The sequence below is a fragment of the Stenotrophomonas sp. AS012628 genome, from assembly GCF_010608305.1.
In the GTDB taxonomy this organism is placed as follows: domain Bacteria; phylum Pseudomonadota; class Gammaproteobacteria; order Xanthomonadales; family Xanthomonadaceae; genus Stenotrophomonas; species Stenotrophomonas geniculata.
Genome location: NZ_VMBJ01000052.1, coordinates 1 through 21340 on the forward strand (window position 1 = coordinate 1; position 21340 = coordinate 21340).

At 66.4% G+C, this 21340-nt stretch carries 14 protein-coding genes and 1 pseudogene; 7 read left to right on the top strand and 8 right to left on the bottom strand.

What is annotated here, in order from left to right; all coding sequences use genetic code 11:
* Positions 1-42: 42 nt before the first annotated feature.
* On the bottom strand, positions 43-963 hold the full coding sequence (locus G5A07_RS18405) for a LysR family transcriptional regulator (protein WP_043402395.1): 921 nt from the start codon (positions 961-963) through the stop codon (positions 43-45).
* A 140-nt stretch (positions 964-1103) separates the two neighbouring features.
* Here G5A07_RS18405 and G5A07_RS18410 point away from each other — a divergent pair, with 140 nt between their 5' ends.
* Positions 1104-1805: a pirin family protein gene (locus G5A07_RS18410; RefSeq protein ID WP_049434728.1), complete on the top strand. Its 702-nt coding sequence runs from the start codon at positions 1104-1106 to the stop codon at positions 1803-1805.
* Between the two features lie 113 nt (positions 1806-1918).
* Here G5A07_RS18410 and G5A07_RS18415 read toward each other — a convergent pair whose 3' ends face one another.
* The gene (locus G5A07_RS18415; protein WP_043402399.1) at positions 1919-4117 is read right to left on the bottom strand and encodes a TonB-dependent siderophore receptor; all 2199 of its coding nucleotides are present in this window, start codon (positions 4115-4117) and stop codon (positions 1919-1921) included.
* A gap of 132 nt (positions 4118-4249) precedes the next feature.
* Positions 4250-4946 (bottom strand): annotated as a pseudogene (locus G5A07_RS18420) (alpha/beta hydrolase).
* Positions 4947-5130: 184 nt separating this feature from the next.
* On the opposite strand from G5A07_RS18420, the gene G5A07_RS18425 reads away from it, so the two are divergent.
* Positions 5131-6270, top strand: a complete 1140-nt coding sequence (locus G5A07_RS18425) for an MFS transporter (RefSeq protein ID WP_010484275.1) — start codon at positions 5131-5133, stop codon at positions 6268-6270.
* A gap of 81 nt (positions 6271-6351) precedes the next feature.
* Here G5A07_RS18425 and G5A07_RS18430 read toward each other — a convergent pair whose 3' ends face one another.
* Positions 6352-7470 carry an alpha/beta fold hydrolase gene (locus G5A07_RS18430; RefSeq protein ID WP_057502727.1) on the bottom strand — a complete coding sequence of 373 codons (1119 nt, stop codon included), beginning with the start codon at positions 7468-7470 and terminating at the stop codon, positions 6352-6354.
* Positions 7471-7653: 183 nt separating this feature from the next.
* Here G5A07_RS18430 and G5A07_RS18435 point away from each other — a divergent pair, with 183 nt between their 5' ends.
* The 4 genes from G5A07_RS18435 (at position 7654) to G5A07_RS18450 (ending at position 14534) form a co-directional block, all read left to right on the top strand.
* A complete protein-coding gene (locus G5A07_RS18435; protein ID WP_191863764.1) occupies positions 7654-9000 on the top strand; it encodes a cytochrome c in 1347 nt (448 codons plus the stop codon).
* Positions 8997-9923 carry a c-type cytochrome gene (locus G5A07_RS18440; protein ID WP_191863765.1) on the top strand — a complete coding sequence of 309 codons (927 nt, stop codon included), beginning with the start codon at positions 8997-8999 and terminating at the stop codon, positions 9921-9923. The genes G5A07_RS18435 and G5A07_RS18440 overlap by 4 nt, the downstream gene beginning before the upstream one ends.
* 115 nt (positions 9924-10038) lie before the next feature.
* On the top strand, positions 10039-12417 hold the full coding sequence (locus G5A07_RS18445; protein WP_191863766.1) for a TonB-dependent receptor: 2379 nt from the start codon (positions 10039-10041) through the stop codon (positions 12415-12417).
* 8 nt (positions 12418-12425) lie between these two features.
* On the top strand, positions 12426-14534 hold the full coding sequence (locus G5A07_RS18450; protein ID WP_191863767.1) for a phospholipase C, phosphocholine-specific: 2109 nt from the start codon (positions 12426-12428) through the stop codon (positions 14532-14534).
* A gap of 100 nt (positions 14535-14634) precedes the next feature.
* Here G5A07_RS18450 and G5A07_RS18455 read toward each other — a convergent pair whose 3' ends face one another.
* The 4 genes from G5A07_RS18455 to G5A07_RS18470 all read right to left on the bottom strand — a co-directional run bounded on the left by G5A07_RS18455 (position 14635) and on the right by G5A07_RS18470 (position 20850).
* A complete protein-coding gene (locus G5A07_RS18455; protein WP_191863768.1) occupies positions 14635-16230 on the bottom strand; it encodes an alkaline phosphatase D family protein in 1596 nt (531 codons plus the stop codon).
* A 10-nt stretch (positions 16231-16240) separates the two neighbouring features.
* Complete coding sequence (locus G5A07_RS18460) at positions 16241-19174, bottom strand: TonB-dependent receptor (protein ID WP_191863769.1); 2934 nt, start codon at positions 19172-19174, stop codon at positions 16241-16243.
* A gap of 141 nt (positions 19175-19315) precedes the next feature.
* Positions 19316-20338, bottom strand: coding sequence for a FecR domain-containing protein (locus G5A07_RS18465; protein WP_191863770.1), 1023 nt, complete (start codon positions 20336-20338; stop codon positions 19316-19318).
* Complete coding sequence (locus tag G5A07_RS18470; protein ID WP_049434751.1) at positions 20335-20850, bottom strand: sigma-70 family RNA polymerase sigma factor; 516 nt, start codon at positions 20848-20850, stop codon at positions 20335-20337. The genes G5A07_RS18465 and G5A07_RS18470 overlap by 4 nt, the downstream gene beginning before the upstream one ends.
* A 139-nt stretch (positions 20851-20989) precedes the next feature.
* Here G5A07_RS18470 and G5A07_RS18475 point away from each other — a divergent pair, with 139 nt between their 5' ends.
* Positions 20990-21289 (top strand): hypothetical protein, encoded by a 300-nt coding sequence (locus tag G5A07_RS18475; protein ID WP_043402433.1) that lies wholly within the window; start codon positions 20990-20992, stop codon positions 21287-21289.
* Positions 21290-21340: the final 51 nt, after the last annotated feature.

Below are 21340 nucleotides of genomic sequence, written 5' to 3' on the forward strand. Positions count from 1 at the left end.
CTCTGGCTCGTAGCGGGTGCAGGGCGCAGCCCTGCCAAACCCCTACCCCCTGGCCATTGCCTGCCACCACTGGGACAGCAGCTCCGGCCTGCGCAGGCGCTCGCGCCACCAGCGCAACGCGGCGCCGTCCTCGCCGGTGCGCCAGGCCAGCCAGAAGGTTTCTTCCGGCTTGTGCTCCTCCACCTCACGGATCACCAGCTGGCCGCGCGCGACCGCGGCGCGCGCGCACGGCTCGGGCAGGAAACCGAAGCCCACGCCTTCGCACTGCAGTTTCAGCTTGCTGGCCATGTCAGGCACCGTCAGCATCTCCTGCCCCATCAACAGGCCGACCGTGCGTGGCAACAGCCGGCGCGCCGAATCGGAGACGGCGATCGCGCAGTGCTCGACCAGCTGCTCGCGCCCGAGCACGCCCGGTACTGCAGCCAATGGATGTTCGGGTGCGACCGCGAACACAAACTCCACCGTGCCCAGCGGCTCGACCACGTAACCACCGCCACTGGGGCCCTCGCCCGGTGCACCGACCAGCAGGTCGGCACGGCGGTCCAGCAGGGCCTCCCAGGTGCCGGACAGGGCCTCGCCGATCAATCGCAGCCGGGTCGGTGCCTCGGCCTCACGAAACGCGGCGATGTCCGGGCCGAGCAGCCAGGTCGGGAACACCGAGTCCACCGCCAGGGTCAGTTCGGTCTCCCAGCCCGACGCCACCCTGCGTACCCGCAGTTCCAGCTCGCGGGCGGCGCGCAGCAGGTGCCGCCCCTCGTCCAGCAGCGCGCGGCCGGCGTCGGTCGGCTCGGCGCGCGGGCCAACCCGGTCGAACAGCTGCACGCCCAGGTCCTCCTCCAGCTTGGCCACGGTGTAGGAGATGGTCGAGGGCACCTTGTGCAGGGCCTTGCCGGCGCCGGCAAAGGAGCCGCGACGGTCGATGGCATCCAGGATCTGCAGGGCATCGAGGCTGAGCTTGAGCATTCGAATTTTTCGATGATGGCTGTCAAAACTATCCGTTTTTCAAACCCCGGGCGCAAGTGGATACTTCTCTTCAACGGGGAAACACAGCGGCTACCGGCCCACCCCGCCCTATCGAAACCATCGAACAAGGAGATTCCATCATGCTGCAGATCCGCAAGAGCGCTACCCGTGGCCTGGCCGAGCATGGCTGGCTGTCCTCGCGCCATACCTTCTCCTTCGCCAACTACTACGACCCTCGCTACGTCAGCTTCGGCCCGCTGCGGGTGATCAACGAAGACAAGGTGATCGGCGGCCAGGGCTTCGGCACCCACAGCCACAGCAACATGGAAATCATTTCCTACGTGCTGGGTGGCGCGCTGGAGCACAAGGACTCGATGGGCACCGGTTCGGTGCTGCGCTACGGCGACGTGCAGCGCATGAGCGCCGGCAGCGGCGTCAGCCACAGCGAGTTCAACCACTCGGCCGACGAGACCGTGCATTTCCTGCAGATCTGGATCTTCCCGGATACCGAGAACATCACGCCGTCCTACGAGGAGACCCACTTCGCACCGGAGACCAAGCGCGGCCAGCTGCGCCTGATCGCCTCGCCGGACGGTGCCGACGGTTCGCTGCGCATCCACCAGGATGCCCGCATCTTCGCCACCATCCTCGACGGCGGCCAGAAGCTGCACCATGCGCTTGGCAACGGCCGTGGCGCCTATGTGCAGGTGGCGCGTGGCCAGCTGCAGGTCAACGGCATCACCCTGGAAGCCGGCGATGCACTGCAGGTCAGCGACGAAGCCCAATTGACGCTGGAAAACGGCAATGATGCCGAAGTGCTGGTGTTCGACCTGCCGCTGTAACGACAACGCCCGCGATGCCATCCAGCATCGCGGGCGTACTTGTAGAGGCGAGCCCACGCTCGGCTGGTTGTCAAACCGCAGCCGAGCGTGGGCTCGGCTCTACAAAACCCGTGTCAGAACCTGTAGTTCAAGGTCAGCCGCACATTGCGCGGCTCACCCCAGGTGTAGGTGCTGTACCAGTTGAAGATCGTGTAGTACCGCTTGTCGAGCAGGTTGTTGACGTTGACCGTGGCCGACAGGCGATCGTTGAACTGGTAGCGCGCCATCGCATCAAGCAGCCAGTACGGCTGGGTGCGATGCACGACCTGCGCGCTGGTGGCCGGGTTGGTGATCTCGCCAAACGTGGAATCCTGCCAGCGCGCGCCACCGCCCAGCGTGAGCCCCTGCCAGGCACCGCGCAGGCGGTAGCTGGTGTGCAGGCTGAACTGGTTCTCCGGTTCCAGCGTGGTCACCTTGGTTCCCGCCTGGCGGGCGATCTTGTGGGAGAACCCACCCTGCACCTGCCAGCCCTCGGCCAGCTGACCCGACATTTCAAGCTCATAGCCCTTGGTACGCACGCCCATCAACGCGCGGTAGGCATCCTGGCCATCCGGCGTCTTGCCGCCGGTGGGCTGGGCGAAGTTGTCCTGATCAAGCTGGAAAAGCGCCGCGCTGGCATTGAGGCGTCCATCGAAGAACTCGGCCTTCAGCCCCATCTCGTAGCTGCGGCCTTCCAGCGGATCCAGTGCCTTGCCCTGCTCGTCACGCTGGCCCTGCGGCTTGAAGATGGTGCTGTAGCTGGCATACACCGAATAGTGCTCGCCGAGGTCGTAGACCACGCCGGCATATGGCACATAGACGCCGGTCTCGCGCGTGTCCGGCGAACGGTAGCTGGCCAGACGGCTGCCGACGATCAGCTTCAACGGATCGGCCACGTCGAAGCGGCCGACCACGTACAGGCCGTTTTCGCGGGTCACTTCATTGTTCTCGTAGCTGCGCTGCCATTGCGGCTCGGCAATGTCGCCATTCCAGCTGCGGTAGTCCGGCACCGTATCCGGGAACCCCGCCTGCGGGCCGTAGCCGGTATTGGTCCAGCGCTTGCGCGAGGCACTGCCACCGACCACCAGCTCATGCTCGCGGCCGAACAGGCCGAAATGCCCGCTCACATAGAAGTCGGCGGCATTGCTGACGGTCTTGCCGACGTACTTGCCGAGCCACAGGCTGACGCCCTCGCCAGTCAACGGATCGGGATTGCCGGCGGCGGCACCGGCCAGTGCGGCGTCATAGCCGTTGACCTGGTGGTTGAGCTGCAGCTTGGCGATCCAATCGTTGGCGAACGTGTGCTCCAACGTAGCGAAACCGGTACGCACGTACTGGCGCCAGCCGGCCCATTGCGCACCATTGTTGAACGAGCGCGGCATGCGGTTGAAGTTGCCGGCGCTGTCCAGCAGCGGAATGCCGCCCCATGTCGAGCCCTTCGGGTCGCTGTCCATCACGTCGCCACCGACCGACAGCAGCGTGCGTTCGCCCAGATCGGCTTCCAGCACGGCATAGCCGACCTTGCTGGTGCGCTGGTAGTTGTCCAGGTTGGAGTGCTTGTCTTCCCAGGCCCCCACTGCTCGGCCACGCACGCGGCCATCGGCAGTCAGCGGACCACCGACATCGAGCTCGGCGCGGTAGTCATCCCAGCGGCCGACACCCAGTGAGGCACTGCCGGCGAAGTCCTCGCCCGGCTTCTTGCGCACCAGGTTGATGGTCGCGCCCGGATCACCCATGCCGGTCAGCAGGCCGGTGGCGCCCTTGAGCACTTCGATGCGGTCATAGATCGCGGTATCACTGAGCGTGTTGCCCGCCGAGTAGGCCGAGTCACGCGACATCGGAATACCGTCGTACTGGAAGTTCTGGATCGCGAAACCACGCGCGTAGTACTCGGTGCGTTCGCTGTCGTAGGTGACGATGCTGATGCCGGGGGTCACCCGCATCACGTCATCGATGCCGTGCAGGCCGAAGTCATCCATCTGTGCGCGGGTGATCACGCTGATGGTCTGTGGCGTCTGTCGCGGCGTCAGCACCAGGCGGGTGGCGGTGGCGATGGTGCCGGGCGTGTAGGCGCCGCTGCCCTCGGTGATGGTACCGAGCAGGTTGGCGGTGACCTGCACGGTCTGCAGGGTCTGCGAGGCGGGTGCCGGTTTGGCCTTGTCCTCGTCCTGGGTGGACTGGGCAGCAGCGGTGCCGCTGCTCAGTGCAAGCAGTAGCAGGCCTTGAGCCAGTGCATGCGGCAGCGGCAGGCGACGCGGAAACAAGCGCGGAAAACGGACAGGCACAGACAGCACGGCGGGACCTCCACGATAGGGTGGGATCCTCTGGCGGCGGCTGGAGGGAAGAGAGGGACGCGGCCGGATGGCCGCAGGCGCAGGAGTGTACTCCCCTGCGCCCCGGCTGTCGTGCGGTGTGCTGGTGCGGGATCAGGCGCCGATGGCGGCGCAGGCCTCCAGGATCAGCGCGGTCACTTCCTTCGGCTGCGAGGCCAGTGAGGCATGGCTGGCATCAAGCTCCAGCAGGCGCTTGGGCTGCATTCTTGCGGCCATGGCCTTCTGGTTTTCCGGCGCGATCATGCGGTCGTGGCGGGACAGCTGGTACCAGCTCGGCCGGTGCTTCCACGCCGGATCGCTGACCGTGTCGCCGAAAGTGCTGGCCAGCGGCGCCTTCTGGGTCACCGCCATCACCCGGCCCTCGTCGGCACTCAGGTCCTGGCAGAAGCTCTCATGGAACTTGTCCGCACGCAGCCAGAGGTAGCCATCGCTGTCCGGTGCCAGATTCGGCGCCGCCTCCGGCAGGTTCTGCTGGGTGATGCCACCCGGGCTCTCGCCGGCATCAGGCGCGAAGGCAGCGATGTAGACCAGGCCCTTCACGTTGGGCTCGTTACCGGCCTGGCTGATCACCGCACCGCCGTAGGAGTGGCCGACCAGCAGCACCGGACCGTCGATCTGCCGGATCATTTTCTGGGTGCGTCCTGCGTCGTCGGCCAGCGACGTGAGCGGCAATTCCACCGCCTGCACCCGGTCGTGGCCGTTGCGATGCAGTTCCAGGATCACCTTGGCCCAGTGTGCGGCCCCGCCTCCAGAATCCATGGACGAGGAGGATGGTCGGTGTCGTGCTCATGTACGGATCTCCGGCAGCGGCCGGCGGGGTGCCGACCGTGCAGCCACTGTCCGTGGGCGACGTTAATCGCTGGTGACGCGATCGAGTCACTGCAATCGTATGCGTCGCCCGATGTCACGCATGGCACTTGCCGATCCGGCCTGAAAACGTTTTCATGAAGGTCCCCTGGAGCTTCGCATCGCGCATGACGCCTTCATCCCCACGTGCCCAGCAGCACGCCACCCGTGCCGCCTTCTTCATTCCCGGATTCGCCACCGCCGCGTGGGCGCCGATGGTGCCCTACGCCAAGGCCAAGGCCGGGCTGTCCGACGCCAGCCTTGGCGCCGTGCTGCTGTGCCTCGGGCTCGGCTCGCTGCTGGCGATGCCGTTGGCGGGCGCGCTGACCGGGCGGCTGGGTTGCCGACGGGTGATGGTGATCACCTGCGCGATGATGCTGTGCGCCCTGCCCTTGCTGGTGCTGGCGCCCTCGCCGGTGGCGCTGGGCGCGGCCCTGTTCGTGTTCGGCGCCGGCGTCGGTGCGCTGGATTGTGCGATGAACATGCAGGCGGTCGCGGTCGAGCGCGACGCCGGGCGCGCAATGATGTCCGGCTTCCACGCCTTCTACAGCATCGGTGGCTTCGTCGGCGCCGGCTGCATGACCGGCCTGCTGATCCTGGGTACACCGCTGTGGCTGGCCGCGCTGGTGTCGGTGGCGGCACTGCTGCTGGTCGCGGTGCTGTCGGCGCCGCACTGGCGACCGCAACGGATCCTGCACGAAGGCCCACTGCTGGCGCTGCCGCACGGCGTGGTGCTGTTCATCGGCGTGCTGGCCTTCGTGGTGTTCCTCGCCGAGGGCTCGATGCTGGACTGGAGCGCGGTGTTCCTGGCCGAAGTGCGGCAGGTGCCGCGTGACCAGGCCGGCGCCGGCTTCGCGCTGTTCACGCTGGCGATGACCGCGATGCGCCTGTTCGGCGACGGCATCGTCGAGCGCCTCGGCCGCACCCGCACCCTGGTCTTCGGCGGCATCACCGCCGCAGCCGGGTTCACGTTGGCCACGCTGGTACCGTCGTTCCCGGTGGCGTTGGCGGGCTATGTGCTGGTCGGGCTGGGCTGCGCCAATATCGTGCCGGCACTGTTCTCGATGGCCGGCCAGCAGCGGGTAATGCCGGAGAGCATCGCCATCACTGCGGTGACCACGCTGGGTTACGCCGGTATCCTCGCCGGCCCGGCAGCGATCGGTGCACTGGCACACGGCACCAGCCTCGGCTTCGCCTTCCTGTGCGTGGCCGCGCTGCTGCTGGGCGTAGCCGCATCCGCGCGAGCACTGGCACGACGGGTGGCCTGACAGAAAAAGGGGACGGAGGGGATCAAGTCGTTTCCTGCCTTGGTGTGCGGGAAACGACTTGATCCCCTCCGTCCCCTTTTCTCAGCTGCGCGTCAGCCACTCGGCCTGGGCCGGCAGTTGCGGTGCCGGGCAGGCGCTTTGCGGATGGTGCTCGTCGCGCGCCATCCAGTCGTCGACCACTCCGGCCAGCAGATCCAGCCGCAGCGGCAGGGTGATGTGGTCCTCGCCGCGCATCTCGATGTAGTGGGCGCGCGGATTGGCCTGGGCCAGCTCGCGGCCCTGGCTGACGGGTATGTGCTGATCGCCCTGCCCGTGCAGCAGCAGCACGCAGGCGCGGGTATCGGCCAGCGCACGCGCTACATCCACGCGGTCCAGATCGACGTCGATGCGGCGGCTGGCGGCGGCGATTACCTGGTTGATGTCCTGGCCGCCGTAGCGCCAGCGCGCGTACGACGCCACCGCCTGCGCCTTCAGGCCTTCCGGCTGCAGTCCCATCAGGTGCGGGATCATCGTGCGGATCGCTACACCGGCATTGGCGAACGATTCCATCGCCACCACGCCTTCCACCTGGTCGCCGAGCTTGTCGGCGGTGAATACCGCTGTGGCGGCGCCGTAGGACACGCCGAACAGGTACAGCGGGCCGGTTACTTCACCACGTGCGCGCAGCTCGCCGATTACATCCACCACATCGTCGGATTCATAGGTGCCATAGCCCGACGGCCCAGTACCGGACTGTCCATGGTTGCGCAGGTCGAGCGTGACCACGCGGTAGCCGGATTCGGCCAGCTGCAACGACCACGGCAGCATCGAATCACCATTCATCATCCAGCCGTGCAGCAGCACCACGGTGCCGCGCGGTGCCTGCGCGCGGAACGGTCGCGGTACTGCCAGGCTCAAGCCGGTATCCAGCGGCAGGCCGTTCTCGTGGCGCTGCGGCAGGTAGTGGTAACGCGCGCCGTAATCGCCAGGATCGAACACACGCCAGAAGATCGGCACGCCATCGCGGCCCGGCGCGAAGCCGTGGCGATTGGGCAGTTCGGCAATGGCCGCGGCAATGCGCGGACGATCGAGCAGGGTCGATACGCCACCCGGCGCGATCAGCCGATCGGCGAGCGAGGTGGACGAGGCATTGATCGAGGACGAGCATGCAGCCAGCCACAGGCCGGCGCACGCCAGCAACAACAGCAGCAGGCGCTTCATGGGCAATCGAGGAAAAGGTGCGACAGCGTGGCAGGTTAGCGACGCGGGCGCGGGCCATCTATCGCGCATGGATGACGGCTTGATGACAACGCAGGAACGATTCAGCTTGGTGTACAAGCTGTATCCGTTCAGTCATTGATCCGGATCAATGAACGCGCGCGGGGGAATCTCCACAGTTCCACCATGCGCACCTCGCTCAAGCTCGCCATTGCCCTGGCCGCCTCGCTGGCCGCCGCCTACGGCATCGCCCGCACCACGCCCTACTGGTTTGCGCCGCGGCAGACGGCGCAGGTCGATATCCACGACCCGACGCTGATCGCGCAGGGCCAGTACCTGTCGCGCGCCGCCGATTGCGCGGCCTGCCATACCGCACCGGGCGGCAAGCCGTTCGCCGGTGGCCTCGGCATGCAGACGCCGATGGGCACGATCTACTCGACCAACATCACGCCGGATCCGCAGACCGGCATCGGTGCCTACGATTACGCTGACTTCGAACGCGCGGTGCGCCGTGGCATCCGCCGCGATGGCCAGCCGTTGTATCCAGCCATGCCGTACGCCTCGTATGTGATCGCCAGCGATACCGAGGTCAAGGCGCTTTACGCCTACTTCATGGGCTCGGTGCAGCCGGTGAAACAGGACAACGCCGACAGCACCATCCCGTGGCCGGCCAACATGCGCTGGCCATTGGCCTGGTGGCAGCTGCTGTTCGCGCGCCCACGCAGCTTCAGCCCGGATCCGAAGCTGGATGCCGGCCAGCAGCGCGGCGCTGAACTGGTTGAAGGCCTGGCGCATTGCGGTGCCTGCCATACGCCACGCGGCCTGGCCTTCCAGGAAAAGGCCATGGCCGACGATGGCAGCCGCCAGTTCCTGTCCGGTTCGGTGCTGGAAGGCTGGTATGCGAAGAACCTGCGCAATGAATCGACCGGCCTGGCCAGCTGGAGCGAGGGCGAGATCGTCGACTTCCTGCGCACCGGTCGCACCGATCGATCGGCGGCCTTCGGTGGCATGGCCGATGTGGTCGAGCACAGCACGCAGTACCTGTCCGACGCCGACCTGCTGGCCATGGCCCGCTACCTGAAACAGCTGCCGGCGCGTGAGGGCCGCAGTGCGCAGTGGTCCCCCGGTACCGACACCACCACCGCCGCACTGCGCAGCGGCGACTACCGTGTTGCCGGTTCGCTGGCCTATGCGGAGCACTGCCAGGCCTGCCACCGTGCCGACGGGCGCGGCATGCCCCGCGTCTATCCGGCGCTGGCCGGCAACTCGATCGTGTTCGCCGATGACCCCAGTTCGCTGGTGCAGGTGACCTTGATCGGCGGCCGCACGCCGCATACCCCGCATGACCGCATGGCCTTCACCATGCCAGGCTTCGAGCAGCTGCCGAACGCGCAGCTGGCACAGATCCTGACCTTCATCCGCAGCAGCTGGGGCAACCAGGCCAGCGCAGTGAGCGAGGTCGACGTGGCGCGCATGCGCCGGGTGGTGCGCGACAAGCCCGTGCACTACGTTCCGCAGGAGACCGCACAATGAAGCGTTCGCGCACGCGTTCCCGCCTGCTGATCGGCAGTGCGATCACCCTCGTGGCGCTGGCGGGCGCCGGTGCCCTCGCCTACCGTCATCTGTATCCGGACCTGGATGCCGCTGTGGCCAGCACGATCGATATCCTCGATGCGCAGGGCAAGGTGGTCAGCCACTACCACGCACCCAGCGCCGAAGAGATCGCCGGGATCGGCAATGCCGAATCGGTGATGCTCGGCCGCCGCATCCTCAACGAGACCGCACGGCTGCTGCCGGACAATGTCGGCAACGATCTGAACTGCAACTCGTGCCACATGGCCGAAGGCAAGCGGCCGTTCGGCAATCACTACTTCAATACCGGCGGCGGCGCCTATCCGCGCTACATGCCGCGCCCGGGCAAGGTGATCGGGCTGACCGAGCGCATCAACGGCTGCCTGCAGCGTTCGATGAACGGCAAACCGCTGCCGAAGGACTCGCCGCAGATGCGCGCGATGCTCGATTACATGGCGTGGTTGAGCAGTCCTGTGCCAGAGGGTGCAAAGGTGGCCGCCCCCAGTGAGGGGCCGATCGACAGCACGCTGACCCCGGACCCGATCCGTGGCCAGGCGCTGTACGCCGTGCAGTGTGCCGCGTGCCATGGCGACAACGGCGAAGGACGGCGCGACGCCAGCGGTGACATCGCCTTCCCGCCACTATGGGGCGACCACAGCTTCAACATCGGCGCCGGCATGGCGCGCTTGTACAAGGCCGCCGGCTTCGTCAAGCACAACATGCCGCCGGCGGTGACCCGCGAGCCGCCACTGGGACAGCAGGTGATGCCCGACCAGGACGCGGTGGACATCGCCGGCTATTTCATCAACCAGCCGCGGCCGGACTTCGCCAACAAGGGCAAGGACTGGCCGCGCGACCCGAAACCCAAGGACGCGCGGTACTGAAACAGGCAGCAGGTGCCGGCCGTCACACAACACGATTCCTGCATCGCCACGTCATGCCGATGTCATTGGCGCTGCCGACACTCCGGGGCTTCCTCCCTCTGAAGGTCCGGTTTCGATGCGAACGATTGCGCGTTTTCCCCGTGTCTCGCTGCTGGCCCTGCTGATCGCCCCCGCCCTGGACGCCCTCGCAGAAGCACCGCAGGGCGATACGGGCCAAGCGCGCAGCAGTGATGCCCGTACCCTGGACCAGGTACAGGTAATCGGCCAGGCCACCAGCTACGCCAAGACCTCGGTGCGCGCGGAAACGCTGAACCGGCAGACCGTGATGAGCAGCGTCAACGACGCGCTCAACGAAGTACCCGGCGTGGTGGTCAGTGAAGCCGATGCCACGGGTTCTTCGGTATGGGGCACGCAGATCAGCATGCGCGGCTTCGTCACCAATCGCGATACGCAGCAGATCGGCACCACCATCGACGGCCTGCCCAACGGCGGCTCCGGCTACGGTGGCGGTTCGCTGGCCAACCGCTACATCGACACCCTCGACCTGGAGACGGTGGAGGTCAGCCAGGGCACCGCTGATATCTCCTCGCGCTCGAACGAGGCGCTGGGCGGCACGCTCAACTTCCTCACCAGCGACCCGCTGCAGGACAGCCGCCTGCGCTTCGTAGTCGGCGCCGGTGACAACGAGGCACGCAAGTACTACGTGCGCTACGACACCGGCCAGCTCGGCGGCCACACCCGCGCCTGGGTCAGCGCCTCCTCGTCGAAGGTGCACGACTGGATCGACGGCACCGGCCACGCCAGCAACGACCACATCGCCGGCAAGTTCATCACCGAACTGGATCGCTGGACGCTGACCGGCTACCTGTCCTACAACGACGCCGACGAGCCGGAATACACCAGCGTTTCGCCGAAGGGCTTCGCCACCAACCCGGAGCGCGACAACCTGGTCGGCACCCTCACCGGCATTCCCTACCTGGACCAGAACTATCGTTCCGGTTCGCGTGCGCTGCGCGAGAACACCTTCGGCTACCTGCGCGCAGCGTTCGATGGCGGCAATGGATTCAAGGCCTCGGTGGCCGCCTACGGGCACCGCATGCAGGGCCGCGGCGACTGGCTGCCGCCGTACCTGGCGCAGGTCAGCGATGACGGTGCCGGCCGCCCCGAGTCGGAGTACATCGGTGGGAAAACCGTGTACGGCGGCAGCAACCGTGGCCAGATTTTCTTCGTCAATCCCGACGGCAGCGCCGCACAGCGCCTGGCCAGCTGCACGCCGCGGCTGGGCTTCACCGCCGAGTACGATCCGAACTGCTACGCCGGCAATGTGCTGGGCGCGCAGTCGTATCGCCACACGCACTACGACAACGACCGCATGGGCGTGACCGCCGACGTCGAGTGGCGGCAGACCTTCGGCGCGGTCGACAACACGATCCGTGGCGGCCTGTGGGTGGAGAAGCTGGACCGCTCGGCGCGCCGCGACTGGCATCGCCTGCTCGCTGTCGGCCAGAGCATCGACTTCGACCACCAGCCGTACTGGGTGCAGTTCGAGGACAAGTACAAGGTTGACGAGCAGATGTACTACGTCGAGGACGTGGCCCGCTTCGGTCCGTTCAGCGCGCGCCTGGGCGTGAAGCAGTTCTTCGTCGACCAGTCGCGCCGCCGCGTGATCGGTGCAAGCGAGCACGTGACCTCCGATTCCAAGTCCGATCCGCTGCTCTCCACCGGCTTCACCTGGGCACCCGGCGTGGAAGGCATGGAGCTGTTCGCCGGCTTCTCGCAGAACTTCGCCGCGATTCCGTCCGGCGTGCTTGGCGAGACCGACCCGCAGCGCTTCCGCAACGTCGAGCCGGAAACCGCCGACAACATCGAAGTGGGCATGCGCATCAGCCGCTGGCCGCTGACCGCCTCGGTCACGCTGTACAACATCAAGTTCGACAACCGCATCGTCTACCTGCCAGCGGGCTTCGTCAGCGGCATCGATTACCTGGGCGAAACCGACGGCGTCTACGAGAACTTCGGTGGCGTGGAAAGCAACGGCCTGGAAGCGGCGTTCGGCTATGGCTGGGACAATGGCTGGCGGATCAACGCGGCCTACACCTACAACCGCTCCAAGTACCTGGGCAGCGGCAATGCCGCCCGCGATACCCAGCTGGGCATCGTCGACGGCGCCAAGGTGATCGGCCAGCCGGAGAACACCCTGGTGCTGTCGGCCGACTGGCAGGGCGCCAACTGGAACTTCGGTCTCTCCGGCCGTTACCTGGGCACGCGCTACCTCGATGCCGCCAACGTCAACAAGCTGCCCTCGGCCACCGTGTTCAACGCCAACATCGGCTTCGACCTGCAGGGCCTGTCGCCACGCCTGAAGGGCATGGGTGCCAACCTGGTGGTGAGCAACCTCACCGACAAGCGGTATCTTGCAGGGGTGGACGGCCGCGACAATGCCTTCATCGGCGCTCCGCGCACCGTCGGCATCTCCTTCCGCGTGGACCTGTGAGTGAGCCCGTGACCGATATCGGCCGACGCCGGTTGTTGCAGGCCGGCGTTGCCGCCGGCCTTTCCCCGCTGCTGCCCAGCATCGCCCGGGCCGCAGCGATCGCGCCTGCGGCGCAGACCCGCAGCCTCGAAGACCTGCAGCACATCGTGGTGTTCATGCAGGAGAACCGTTCGTTCGACCACTACTTCGGCACGCTGCCGGGCGTGCGTGGCTTCGGTGATCGGTTCGTCGCCCCGGCCGCCGCGCTGGAAGCGGGTGGCCGCACCCGCAGCCTGTGGCTGCAGCCTGATGCCAGCGGCAAGCGTGCGATCGCGCCATTTCCGCTGGATACCGCCGCGCACTTCGGCTACATGCGCGTGGAAGGCACGCCGCATACCTGGCCCGATGCGCAGCGCGCCTGGGACCACGGGCGCATGGGGCAATGGCCGAAGGCCAAGCAGAACCACTCGATGGGCTACTTCCAGCGCAACGACCTGCCGTTCCAGTTCGCGCTGGCCGATGCCTTCACGATCTGCGATGCGTACCACTGCGCGATGCAGGCCGGCACCAACCCGAACCGGGTGTTCCTGTGGACCGGCCACAACGATGCACAGGCCCGCGCCGGTGGCCCGGTGATCGCCAACTCGCACGACAACTTCCCCGAGCACGGCGGGCATCCGGCGTCCTACCGCTGGACCAGCCATGTCGAGCGCCTGCAGAAGGCCGGCGTGTCCTGGCAGATCTACCAGGACATGGCCGACAACTTCACCGACAACCCGCTGGCCGGTTTCGATGCGTTCCGTCGGGCCTACAGCGCTGCACCCGGGCATGATCCGCAGCTGCGCGCACGCGGTGTCAGCACCCGTGGCCTGCCGCAGCTGCGCCAGGATGTGCTGGACGGGCGCCTGCCGCAGGTCAGTTTCATCATTGCCGACGCTGCCGGCAGCGAACATCCTGGCCCGTCCAGCCCGGCACAGGGCGCGGCCTATACGGCACGCGTGCTGGACGCGCTGACCGCCAATCCGGAAGTGTGGAGCCGCACCGCCCTGCTGCTGATGTTCGACGAAAACGACGGCTTCTTCGACCACATGCCGCCACCGGCACCGCCTTCACCGCTGGGCACCGGCTGGGCCGGTGCGTCTTCGGTCAGTACCGAGGGCGAGTACCACCGCCATCCGGCACCGGGCGACGAGAAGTACGACCTCGCCGAACTGCGTGGCCGCCCATATGGGCTGGGTCCGCGCGTGCCGCTGTATGTGATCTCGCCGTGGAGCCGCGGTGGCTGGGTCGATTCGCAGGTGTACGACCACACCTCGGTCATACGCCTGATCGAACGTCGCTTCGGCGTGGCCGCACCGGACATCTCGCCGTGGCGCCGTGCGGTCTGCGGTGACCTGAGCAACGCGTTCGACTTCGCCCAGCGCGATACCCGCCCGTTCGTACGCGGCCTGCCGGACGTGAGCGCGGTGGCCGCGCGTGCCGCCGCCCTGCCGGGACGCACCGTGCCCGCGTTGCCCGAGGGACTGAAGCCGGCGAAACAGGAAAGCGGTGTACGCCCGGCGCGTGCCCTGCCCTACCGGCCGCAGGCATCGATTGCCGCTGTCGACGCCTCGGGTGTGGATCTGGCGCTGTCCTGCGAAGGCGCAGCAGCAGTGCTGCATGTTTACGACCGGCTGCGGCTGGATGCGGTGCCACGCCGCTACACGCTGCTGCCGGGCATGCCGCTGCGCGAGCGCTGGCCGCTGGACGCCCAGGGTCGCTATGACCTGTGGCTGCTGGGCCCGAACGGCTTCCACCGCCACTTCCAGGGAGCGGCCACGGGTCCTGCCGTGCAGGCTTCAACCGATCGTGCGGATGGCCAACTGCGGCTCCGCCTGCGCAATCTGGGTGACAGCGCGCAGCAGGTGCGTGTGCAGCCGGGCGCCTATGCCGGGCATATGCCCGAGCAGACGCTGGTGCTGCCCGCACATGCAGAGACCGCGTTGGCGTGGGACGCAACGCCCACCGCAGGCTGGTACGACCTGCTCGTCGGTGCGGGCGACAGTGCCCTGCGCCTGGCCGGCCGCGCCGAGGATGGGCGCCCCGGCACCAGTGATCCGGCGATGGGCAGCGAGCCATTGCGCTTCGATCACGATTGAAGGATCTCTGTAGAGCCGAGCCCATGCTCGGCTGCTCTTCGATAGCTGACCGGAAAAGCAGCCGAGCATGGGCTCGGCTCTACAGGGTAGACCGGTAGATTCAGGCTTCCTGCAGCCCCGGCCGGCCATGCTCCACCGCATAGCGCTTCCAGCTCTGCACCGCGCCATTCGGCTGCATCACGGTATCCAGCGTCTTCATGTCGCCGATCCACGCATCGCGGGTGACATCGCACAGCACGTAGCCACGCTTGTCGGTGGTCGCTTTCAGATAGGGGCTGTGCGCAATCTGGTTGCTGGCATACGCGTCCACACCCTGGCCATCGGCGCCGGAAGTGATCGACGTGGCGAGGAACTCGCTGGAGATCACGCCCGAGTCACGGTGGTCCTGCACCAGATCGCTGGCATAGTGGCGATGCGCGTCGCCGCAGGCGGTCACCACGTTGCCGAAGCCCACCTTCTGGATGTGGTCAAGCAGGCGCCGGCGGCTGTCCAGATAGCCTGACCACTGGTCGTCGGACGACTGCACCACGCCGTCCTTCTCGCGCATGTAGTTGCCCAGCGCCACCTGGTGGGCAATCGTGTGCCAGCGTGGTGCAGCATCGGCCAGGCCGTCGAACAGCCAGCGCTCCTGCTTCGCCCCCACAATGCTGCGCTCTGGCGATTCCACCTCCTCACGCAACGCCATGTTCACCTGCTTGCTGCGGTACTGGCGGGTGTCGAGCAGGTGCAGGTCCATCAGCGTGCCGTAGCGTGCGCGTCGGTACATCTGCATGTGGCCATCGCGCGGGAATGCCGAGCGGCGCAGTGGCATGTTCTCGTAGTAGGCCTGGAACGCCTGTGCGCGACGCAGCAGGAACACTTCGCTGGGCGTGTCATCCTGGTCTTCGGCACCGGCCCAGTTGTTGTCCACTTCATGGTCGTCAAAAGTGACGAACCACGGTGCCGCCGCATGCGCGGCCTGCAGGTCGGGATCGCTCTTGTACTGGGCGTAGCGGCGACGGTAATCATCCAGCGTATAGATCTGCGGGCCGACGTGGTTGCGCAGGTTGGTGAACGGCTGGCCGTTCATCTTCCGCAGGCCAGGCTGGCTTTCGCCTTCGTAGATGTAATCACCGTAGTGGAAGACGAAATCCAGCGGTTCCTCGGCGATGCGCCGCCACGCGGTGTAGTGGCCTTCTTCGTAGTGCTGGCAACCGGCCACCGCGAAGCGCACGCGATCCACTGCGGCCGTGGCTGCGGGCAGCGTGCGGGTACAACCGACCGCACTGGCGTGGCCGCCTACGGTGAAGCGGTACCAGTAGGGCCGTCCGGGCGCCAATCCGTCCAGCTCCACGTGCACGGCGTGGCCGAGTTCGGGATGCGCCATTGCCGAACCCTGGCGCACCACCTTGCGCATGCCATCGTCTGCTGCCAGTTGCCACTCGACCGCCATCGGCCGGGTCGGCATGCCACCGCCGAACACCAGCGGTTCGGTCGCCAGGCGCGTCCACAGCACCATGCCATCGGCCGAGGGATCACCCGAGGCCACGCCCAGGGTGAAGGGTGTGCTGGCAAAGCGCGGCTTGGCCAGCAGGTTGCGCGGGTTCAGCGCGGTGGCATCGGCCTGCGCGGCCAGCGCGTGTGCCGTGCCCATCCAGGCACCGGCAGCGGACAGGCCGGCCAGGGCCAGGAATCGCCTGCGATTGATCGTCTCCACGGCTGTGCCCTCAGTTGTAGATGATGTGGAAGTAGAAGAAGCGGCCGTAGTCGTCGATCTCGGTACGGAAGCGCCCGTTCGGGCCGGTGCTGTAGGTCGGCTGGGTGTTGAACAGGTTCTTGGCTTCGTACTTCAGCGTCACGTGCTTGCTGACCTTGTGGCTGAAGGCCATGTTGAAGGTCATGTACGGGTCGTAGTAGGAATCCAGCCACTGGGTGTCGCCGAAGTCGACCAGCATCCGGCTGCGGTAGGTGCCGGACAAACGCAGCTGCGCGCTCTTCCACGGCATGCGCCAGATCACCGAGCCATTGAGCGACCAGTCCGGCTGGTACAGCAGGCGGTCCAGGCGGCGCTCGGTGCCATCGCTGATGCGGTAGTTGGTCTGACCTTCCAGCCGCGTGGCGTTGAAGTACATGTCGAAGCGCTGGCGGCCCCACTGCAGGTTGCGGTTGGCCACCGCGAACTCGACGCCGCGCAGCGTGGACTCATCGGTGTTCATCGGCTGGGTCACCCGGTAGCTCGTGTCACCCACGTTCTCGAAGGTGGTCAGGGTGTAGATGTCGTCCTTGATCACCTTGTCGAACAGCGCCACCGAGACCAGGCCGTTGTTTCCGTTGAAGTACAGGTCCCACGCCAGGTCGATGTTGGTGGAACGTCGCGGCTGCAGATCGGCATTGCCCTGCTTGATGCTGCAGAAGCCCCTGCCCTCCTCGTCATCGCCACAACTGGTACTGGTGGCCTGGGCGATGTTGCTCGGCGTCGGCCGGCCCAGCGTGCGGCTGGCGGAGAAGCGCAGGCGCTGGTCCTCGCTCAGCTTGAACGTCGCATTCAATGAAGGCAGCAGGTTGTTGTAGCCACCGCTCGTATTGCGGAAGGCGGAGGTATAGGTAGTGCCGCCATCATCGCTGAACGGGCTGTAGGCATCGAAGCGGGTGTGGTCGTAGCGCAGGCCGCCGATCAGCAGCAGCCGGTCCCAGGCGTAGTGCGCGGATACATAGGCATTGGTGATGTCCTCCACATACGTGTAGTCGCTGGTGAAGTTGGCATTCGGATACGCCGCATTGTTGTTGCCCAGTTTCGGCAGCAGTTCCTCGTTCCACTTGCGGTTGTCGATCAGCGGGAAGCCCGGCACGCTGCCCAGCAGCGTCGAACCCGGATACAGGTAATCGTTGAGCGTGGCATTGCTCTTGAAGTAGTCGAAGTCGATGTCCTGCCAGATCTTCAGATGGCGGTACTCGGCGCCGGCGGCCAGGCCGAAGCCACGCGCATCGGCGTCGATGTTGTAGCTGAAATCGGCGCGCAGGTTGTCGATGCTCTCCTTGGCATCGCGCGGGGAGACATAGGCCTGCGCCGGATTGAGCTTGAACGCGGAGCTGGTCAGCAGGCTGGAATCGGAAACCGCCACCGCGTTGGGGAACCCATGGCTGTCGTTCTCGTAGTCGACGAACAGATTGCTTGGGTAGGCGCGCACACCCCAGTAGACCTGGTTGTTGTGGAAGGTCTCTTCGGTATGGCCGCCACGCAGGGTCAGCCGCGAACGGTCGCCCATGTCCCAGTTGAAACTGGCGATGGCACCACGGTTGCTGCGGTCCCAGCGGTCGTGACGGTTCTTGATGTAGATGCTGTTGATCTGGGTGGTGCCGCTGTCCCCGGTCTGGTTACGGATCGGAAACTTGGCATTGCCGTACAGATCGGTCTTGTTCATCGTCGAGTTCTCGTAGAACCGGTACGAGTACAGCAGCAGCGATGCGTAGAACGGATCATCCGAGGGCTTCCACTCGAGCTTGGCAGAGCCGCCGAAGTTGGTGATGAAGTTGGTATAGGTGCCGGTGCTGAAGTTGCCAGGCGCACGCAGCCCGTTCCAGCCCTTGGCCTCGTCCGGACCCGTGGTACCGTCAGTGAGGTATTTGCCAGCATCGTTGTAGTAGTAGTTCGACTCCACCCAGCGCTTGACGCTGTTGCGCGAGCGCTGTTCATAGCGCGCCACCGCAACGATGCCGAATTCCTGGTCGGCGCCGAACTGGTTGGAGAACACCATCTTGGCGCTCTTGCCGAAGTGGCCCAGAGTCTCGTGGTTGCCGCCTGCGCTGCGCTCGACGTTGGTCTCGGCGGTGGAATGGATGCCCGCCACATCGGCAAACACGTACTTGCCGGACCGGTCGAAAGCACTGCGGCTGATGATGTCGATCACGCCGCCGATCGCATCCGGTGCCTGCTCCGCACTGAAGCTCTTGTAGATGTCGGTACGGGTGCCGATGTCGCTGGGAATCAGCTGCAGGTTGTTCATGCGCTCGCCGGAGCCACTGCCTCCCACGCTGGCAATCGCGATGCCATCGATGGTGGTGTAGTTGAGGTTGGCCTGTACGCCGCGCACGGTCACGTAACGTGGCTCGCCGGCATCCTCCACCGCACTCAGGCCTGGAGCGGCCATCAGGCTCTCGGCCAGGGTCTCGTCGCCATAGCTGTCCATCTCGTCGTAGACCACCGAATCCTTGATCACTGGCGACGACTTCTTCTGGTCGATCACCTCGTGCGCGGCAATCACCTTGACGGTGTCCAGGGTTGGCGCCACCACCGCCTCTGCCTCGCGCGGCTTCGGCGCGGCCGGCTTCGGCGCGTTGCTTACGGGCGCCGGATCGATGGCGATGACGTTGCCATCCACCACGGTGTAGCCCAGGCCGGTCCCGGCCAGCAGTGCGTCCAGCGCCTGCTTGACGGTAGCACCGCGCGGCACCGCACCGGCCATGCGCGCATCACCGCCGGCCGAGTACAGGAACTGCACTCCGGAACTGCGCGACAACTGCTCCAGTGCACGTGCCAACGGCTGCGCCGCGATCGGCGCCGAAACGCGGGCCTCAAGGCCATCGGCAGTGGCCGCGACCGCCAGCGGCACGCTGCAGGGAGACAGGGCGAGGATGATCGACAGGTAGAGCGTGTTGCGCATCACGGGTCCTTGGAAGAGAGAAGGCAGCAGGCGCCGCTGCGTGGCTCGGCAGTGGCTTCTCCCAAGTAAGAGCCCGCATCCACCGAAGTGGAGAACGCGGATTCGATGAATTTTTTCTGACAGTCCACGGCCACGTCGGCCTCAGCGACTGCCGACCCGCACGGTGTCGCCTTCGCGCCTCACCAGGAAACGCGGGTCGCGTTCGAGGAAGGCCTGCAGCGCACCGATGCGATGCGCATCGAGACTGCCCGACAACCGTGCCGATGCAGCGCCTTCGTCCAGCACGCGGACCTGTACCTGGTTGTGCCGGTTGAAGGCAGCGGCCACCTCGTCCAGCCGTTCATCCAGGAAGGACACTTTGCGCTGCTGCCAATCCAGCAGCATCGACAACGGTACGTCCAGCGACTCCACCGCATGGCTGCGCGCATCGACCTGCACCACCCGGCCTTCGCCCAGTTGCGCAAGACGCCGGGCGTCCGCACCCTGGCTCCAGATCTCCACCGCGCCGGAAACCACGCCGATGCGCGTGCTCTGCAACCGTCGGGACACATCGAACACCGTACCGATGTCTCGGATCTCCAGGCCGTTCACCTCCACCTCGAACGGACGGCGGTCACGGGCGATATCGAACGTGGCCTCGCCCTGCAGCAGCTCCACCTTGCGGCTGAACCAGCCCATGCGTACCCGCAGGAGGCTGTCCGCGTTGAGCCGCACCTGGGTCTGGTCGGGCAGCACCAGGTCACGCAATTCACCATGGTCGGCGCTGTACAGCTGCGCGGTGGGCATCAGCTGCGGAACCAGGCCCACGCCGAGCAGGGCGATACAGGCTGCGGCAGCCGCCACCCACCAGCGCGCACGACCGCGACGCGGCACAGCGCGCGGCGGCGCGTGCACGCTACCGAACAGCGGCACCACCTTGGCAGCGACCTGACGCGGTGGCACCGGCGCCTCTTCAGGCAACGGCGATTGCAGCGCCTCACCGACCTGCCGGTGCAGCGCGAGGGCGTGCATATAGGCGCGCACGTGCTCCGGCGAGCGCTTCATCCAGTCCAGGAACGCAACCCGCTCGGCCTCACCCAGTGTTCCGTCGCGATTGCGCAGGAACCAGTCCATGGCCTCGCAGGCGAGCGTGTCGTCGGCCACGGGCGAAGAGTTCCGGTTCATGTGTGCTCCCTGGCGCCCAGCGCCTTCCTGCAGGCCTCCAGCCCCTTGCCGATGTGCTTGCGCACCATGTGCACCGACACCTGCAGCTGCTGGCTGATTGCCGGGCAATCCAGCCCATCGCGGTAATGCAGCTCCATCACCCGCCGCGTGGTTGCAGGCAGTCGTGCGATGGTGGTGCGGATATCGTTCCAGCGCTGCGCACGCTCGAATTCGCCTTCGATGTCTTCTTCGCTTTTCAGCACTTCGGCCAGCAGATCGACATCTTCCAGCGGCGGCAGCGACGACCGCGCGCGCGCATGCTCGCGCGCCAGGTTGGCCGCCACGGTGAACAGGTAGGCTTCCGGGTTCTCGACCGCATCGGCATCTTCGCCGGTGCTGCGCAGCAGGCGCAGGTAGACCTCCTGCGCCAGGTCTTCGGCATCCTCGCTGGCCGAACCGCGACGCAGGAAGAAGCCACGCAGCAGCCGGCGCCGCAGCGCGTAGCTCTTCTCCCAGATCCTCACGCTGTTCACGGCCGGCCAACCACCCCGAGGCTGGAAAGCCCCGCAGGGTGACCGCCATCGATGACAGTGGCGTTTCAACGACCGGCAGGCAGCCGCTAGAATGCCGCCCCTGCAATGTCCCGGCAGCCGGCACAAGGAGTGCCCAGCAATGAACGCACGCACCGCCATCAACACCCTCAGCAGCCTGCTGTTCCTGCTGCTGGTCGCCCACACCACCGCCTACCAGCAGCAGATGTGGCCGCCCAGCCGGGTCATCCATGTGCATCCGGTGATCGTCGCTCTCGCCTATGCACTGGGCTTGCTCACGCTGCTGCTGTGGATCGGTGGCCGTCGTGCACCGGAACCCGCCCAACGCCTGGCGCGCTGGCTGCCCATTGTCGCCTGGTGCCTGCTGGGCGTCGGCGTGGCGATCATCCCGGTGTTCCTGCCTGGGCTGTCCCCGGCCTGATCAGCGGCCGCACCCAGCGCATGCGCGCATGATACGGCGCGCGGTGCCAAC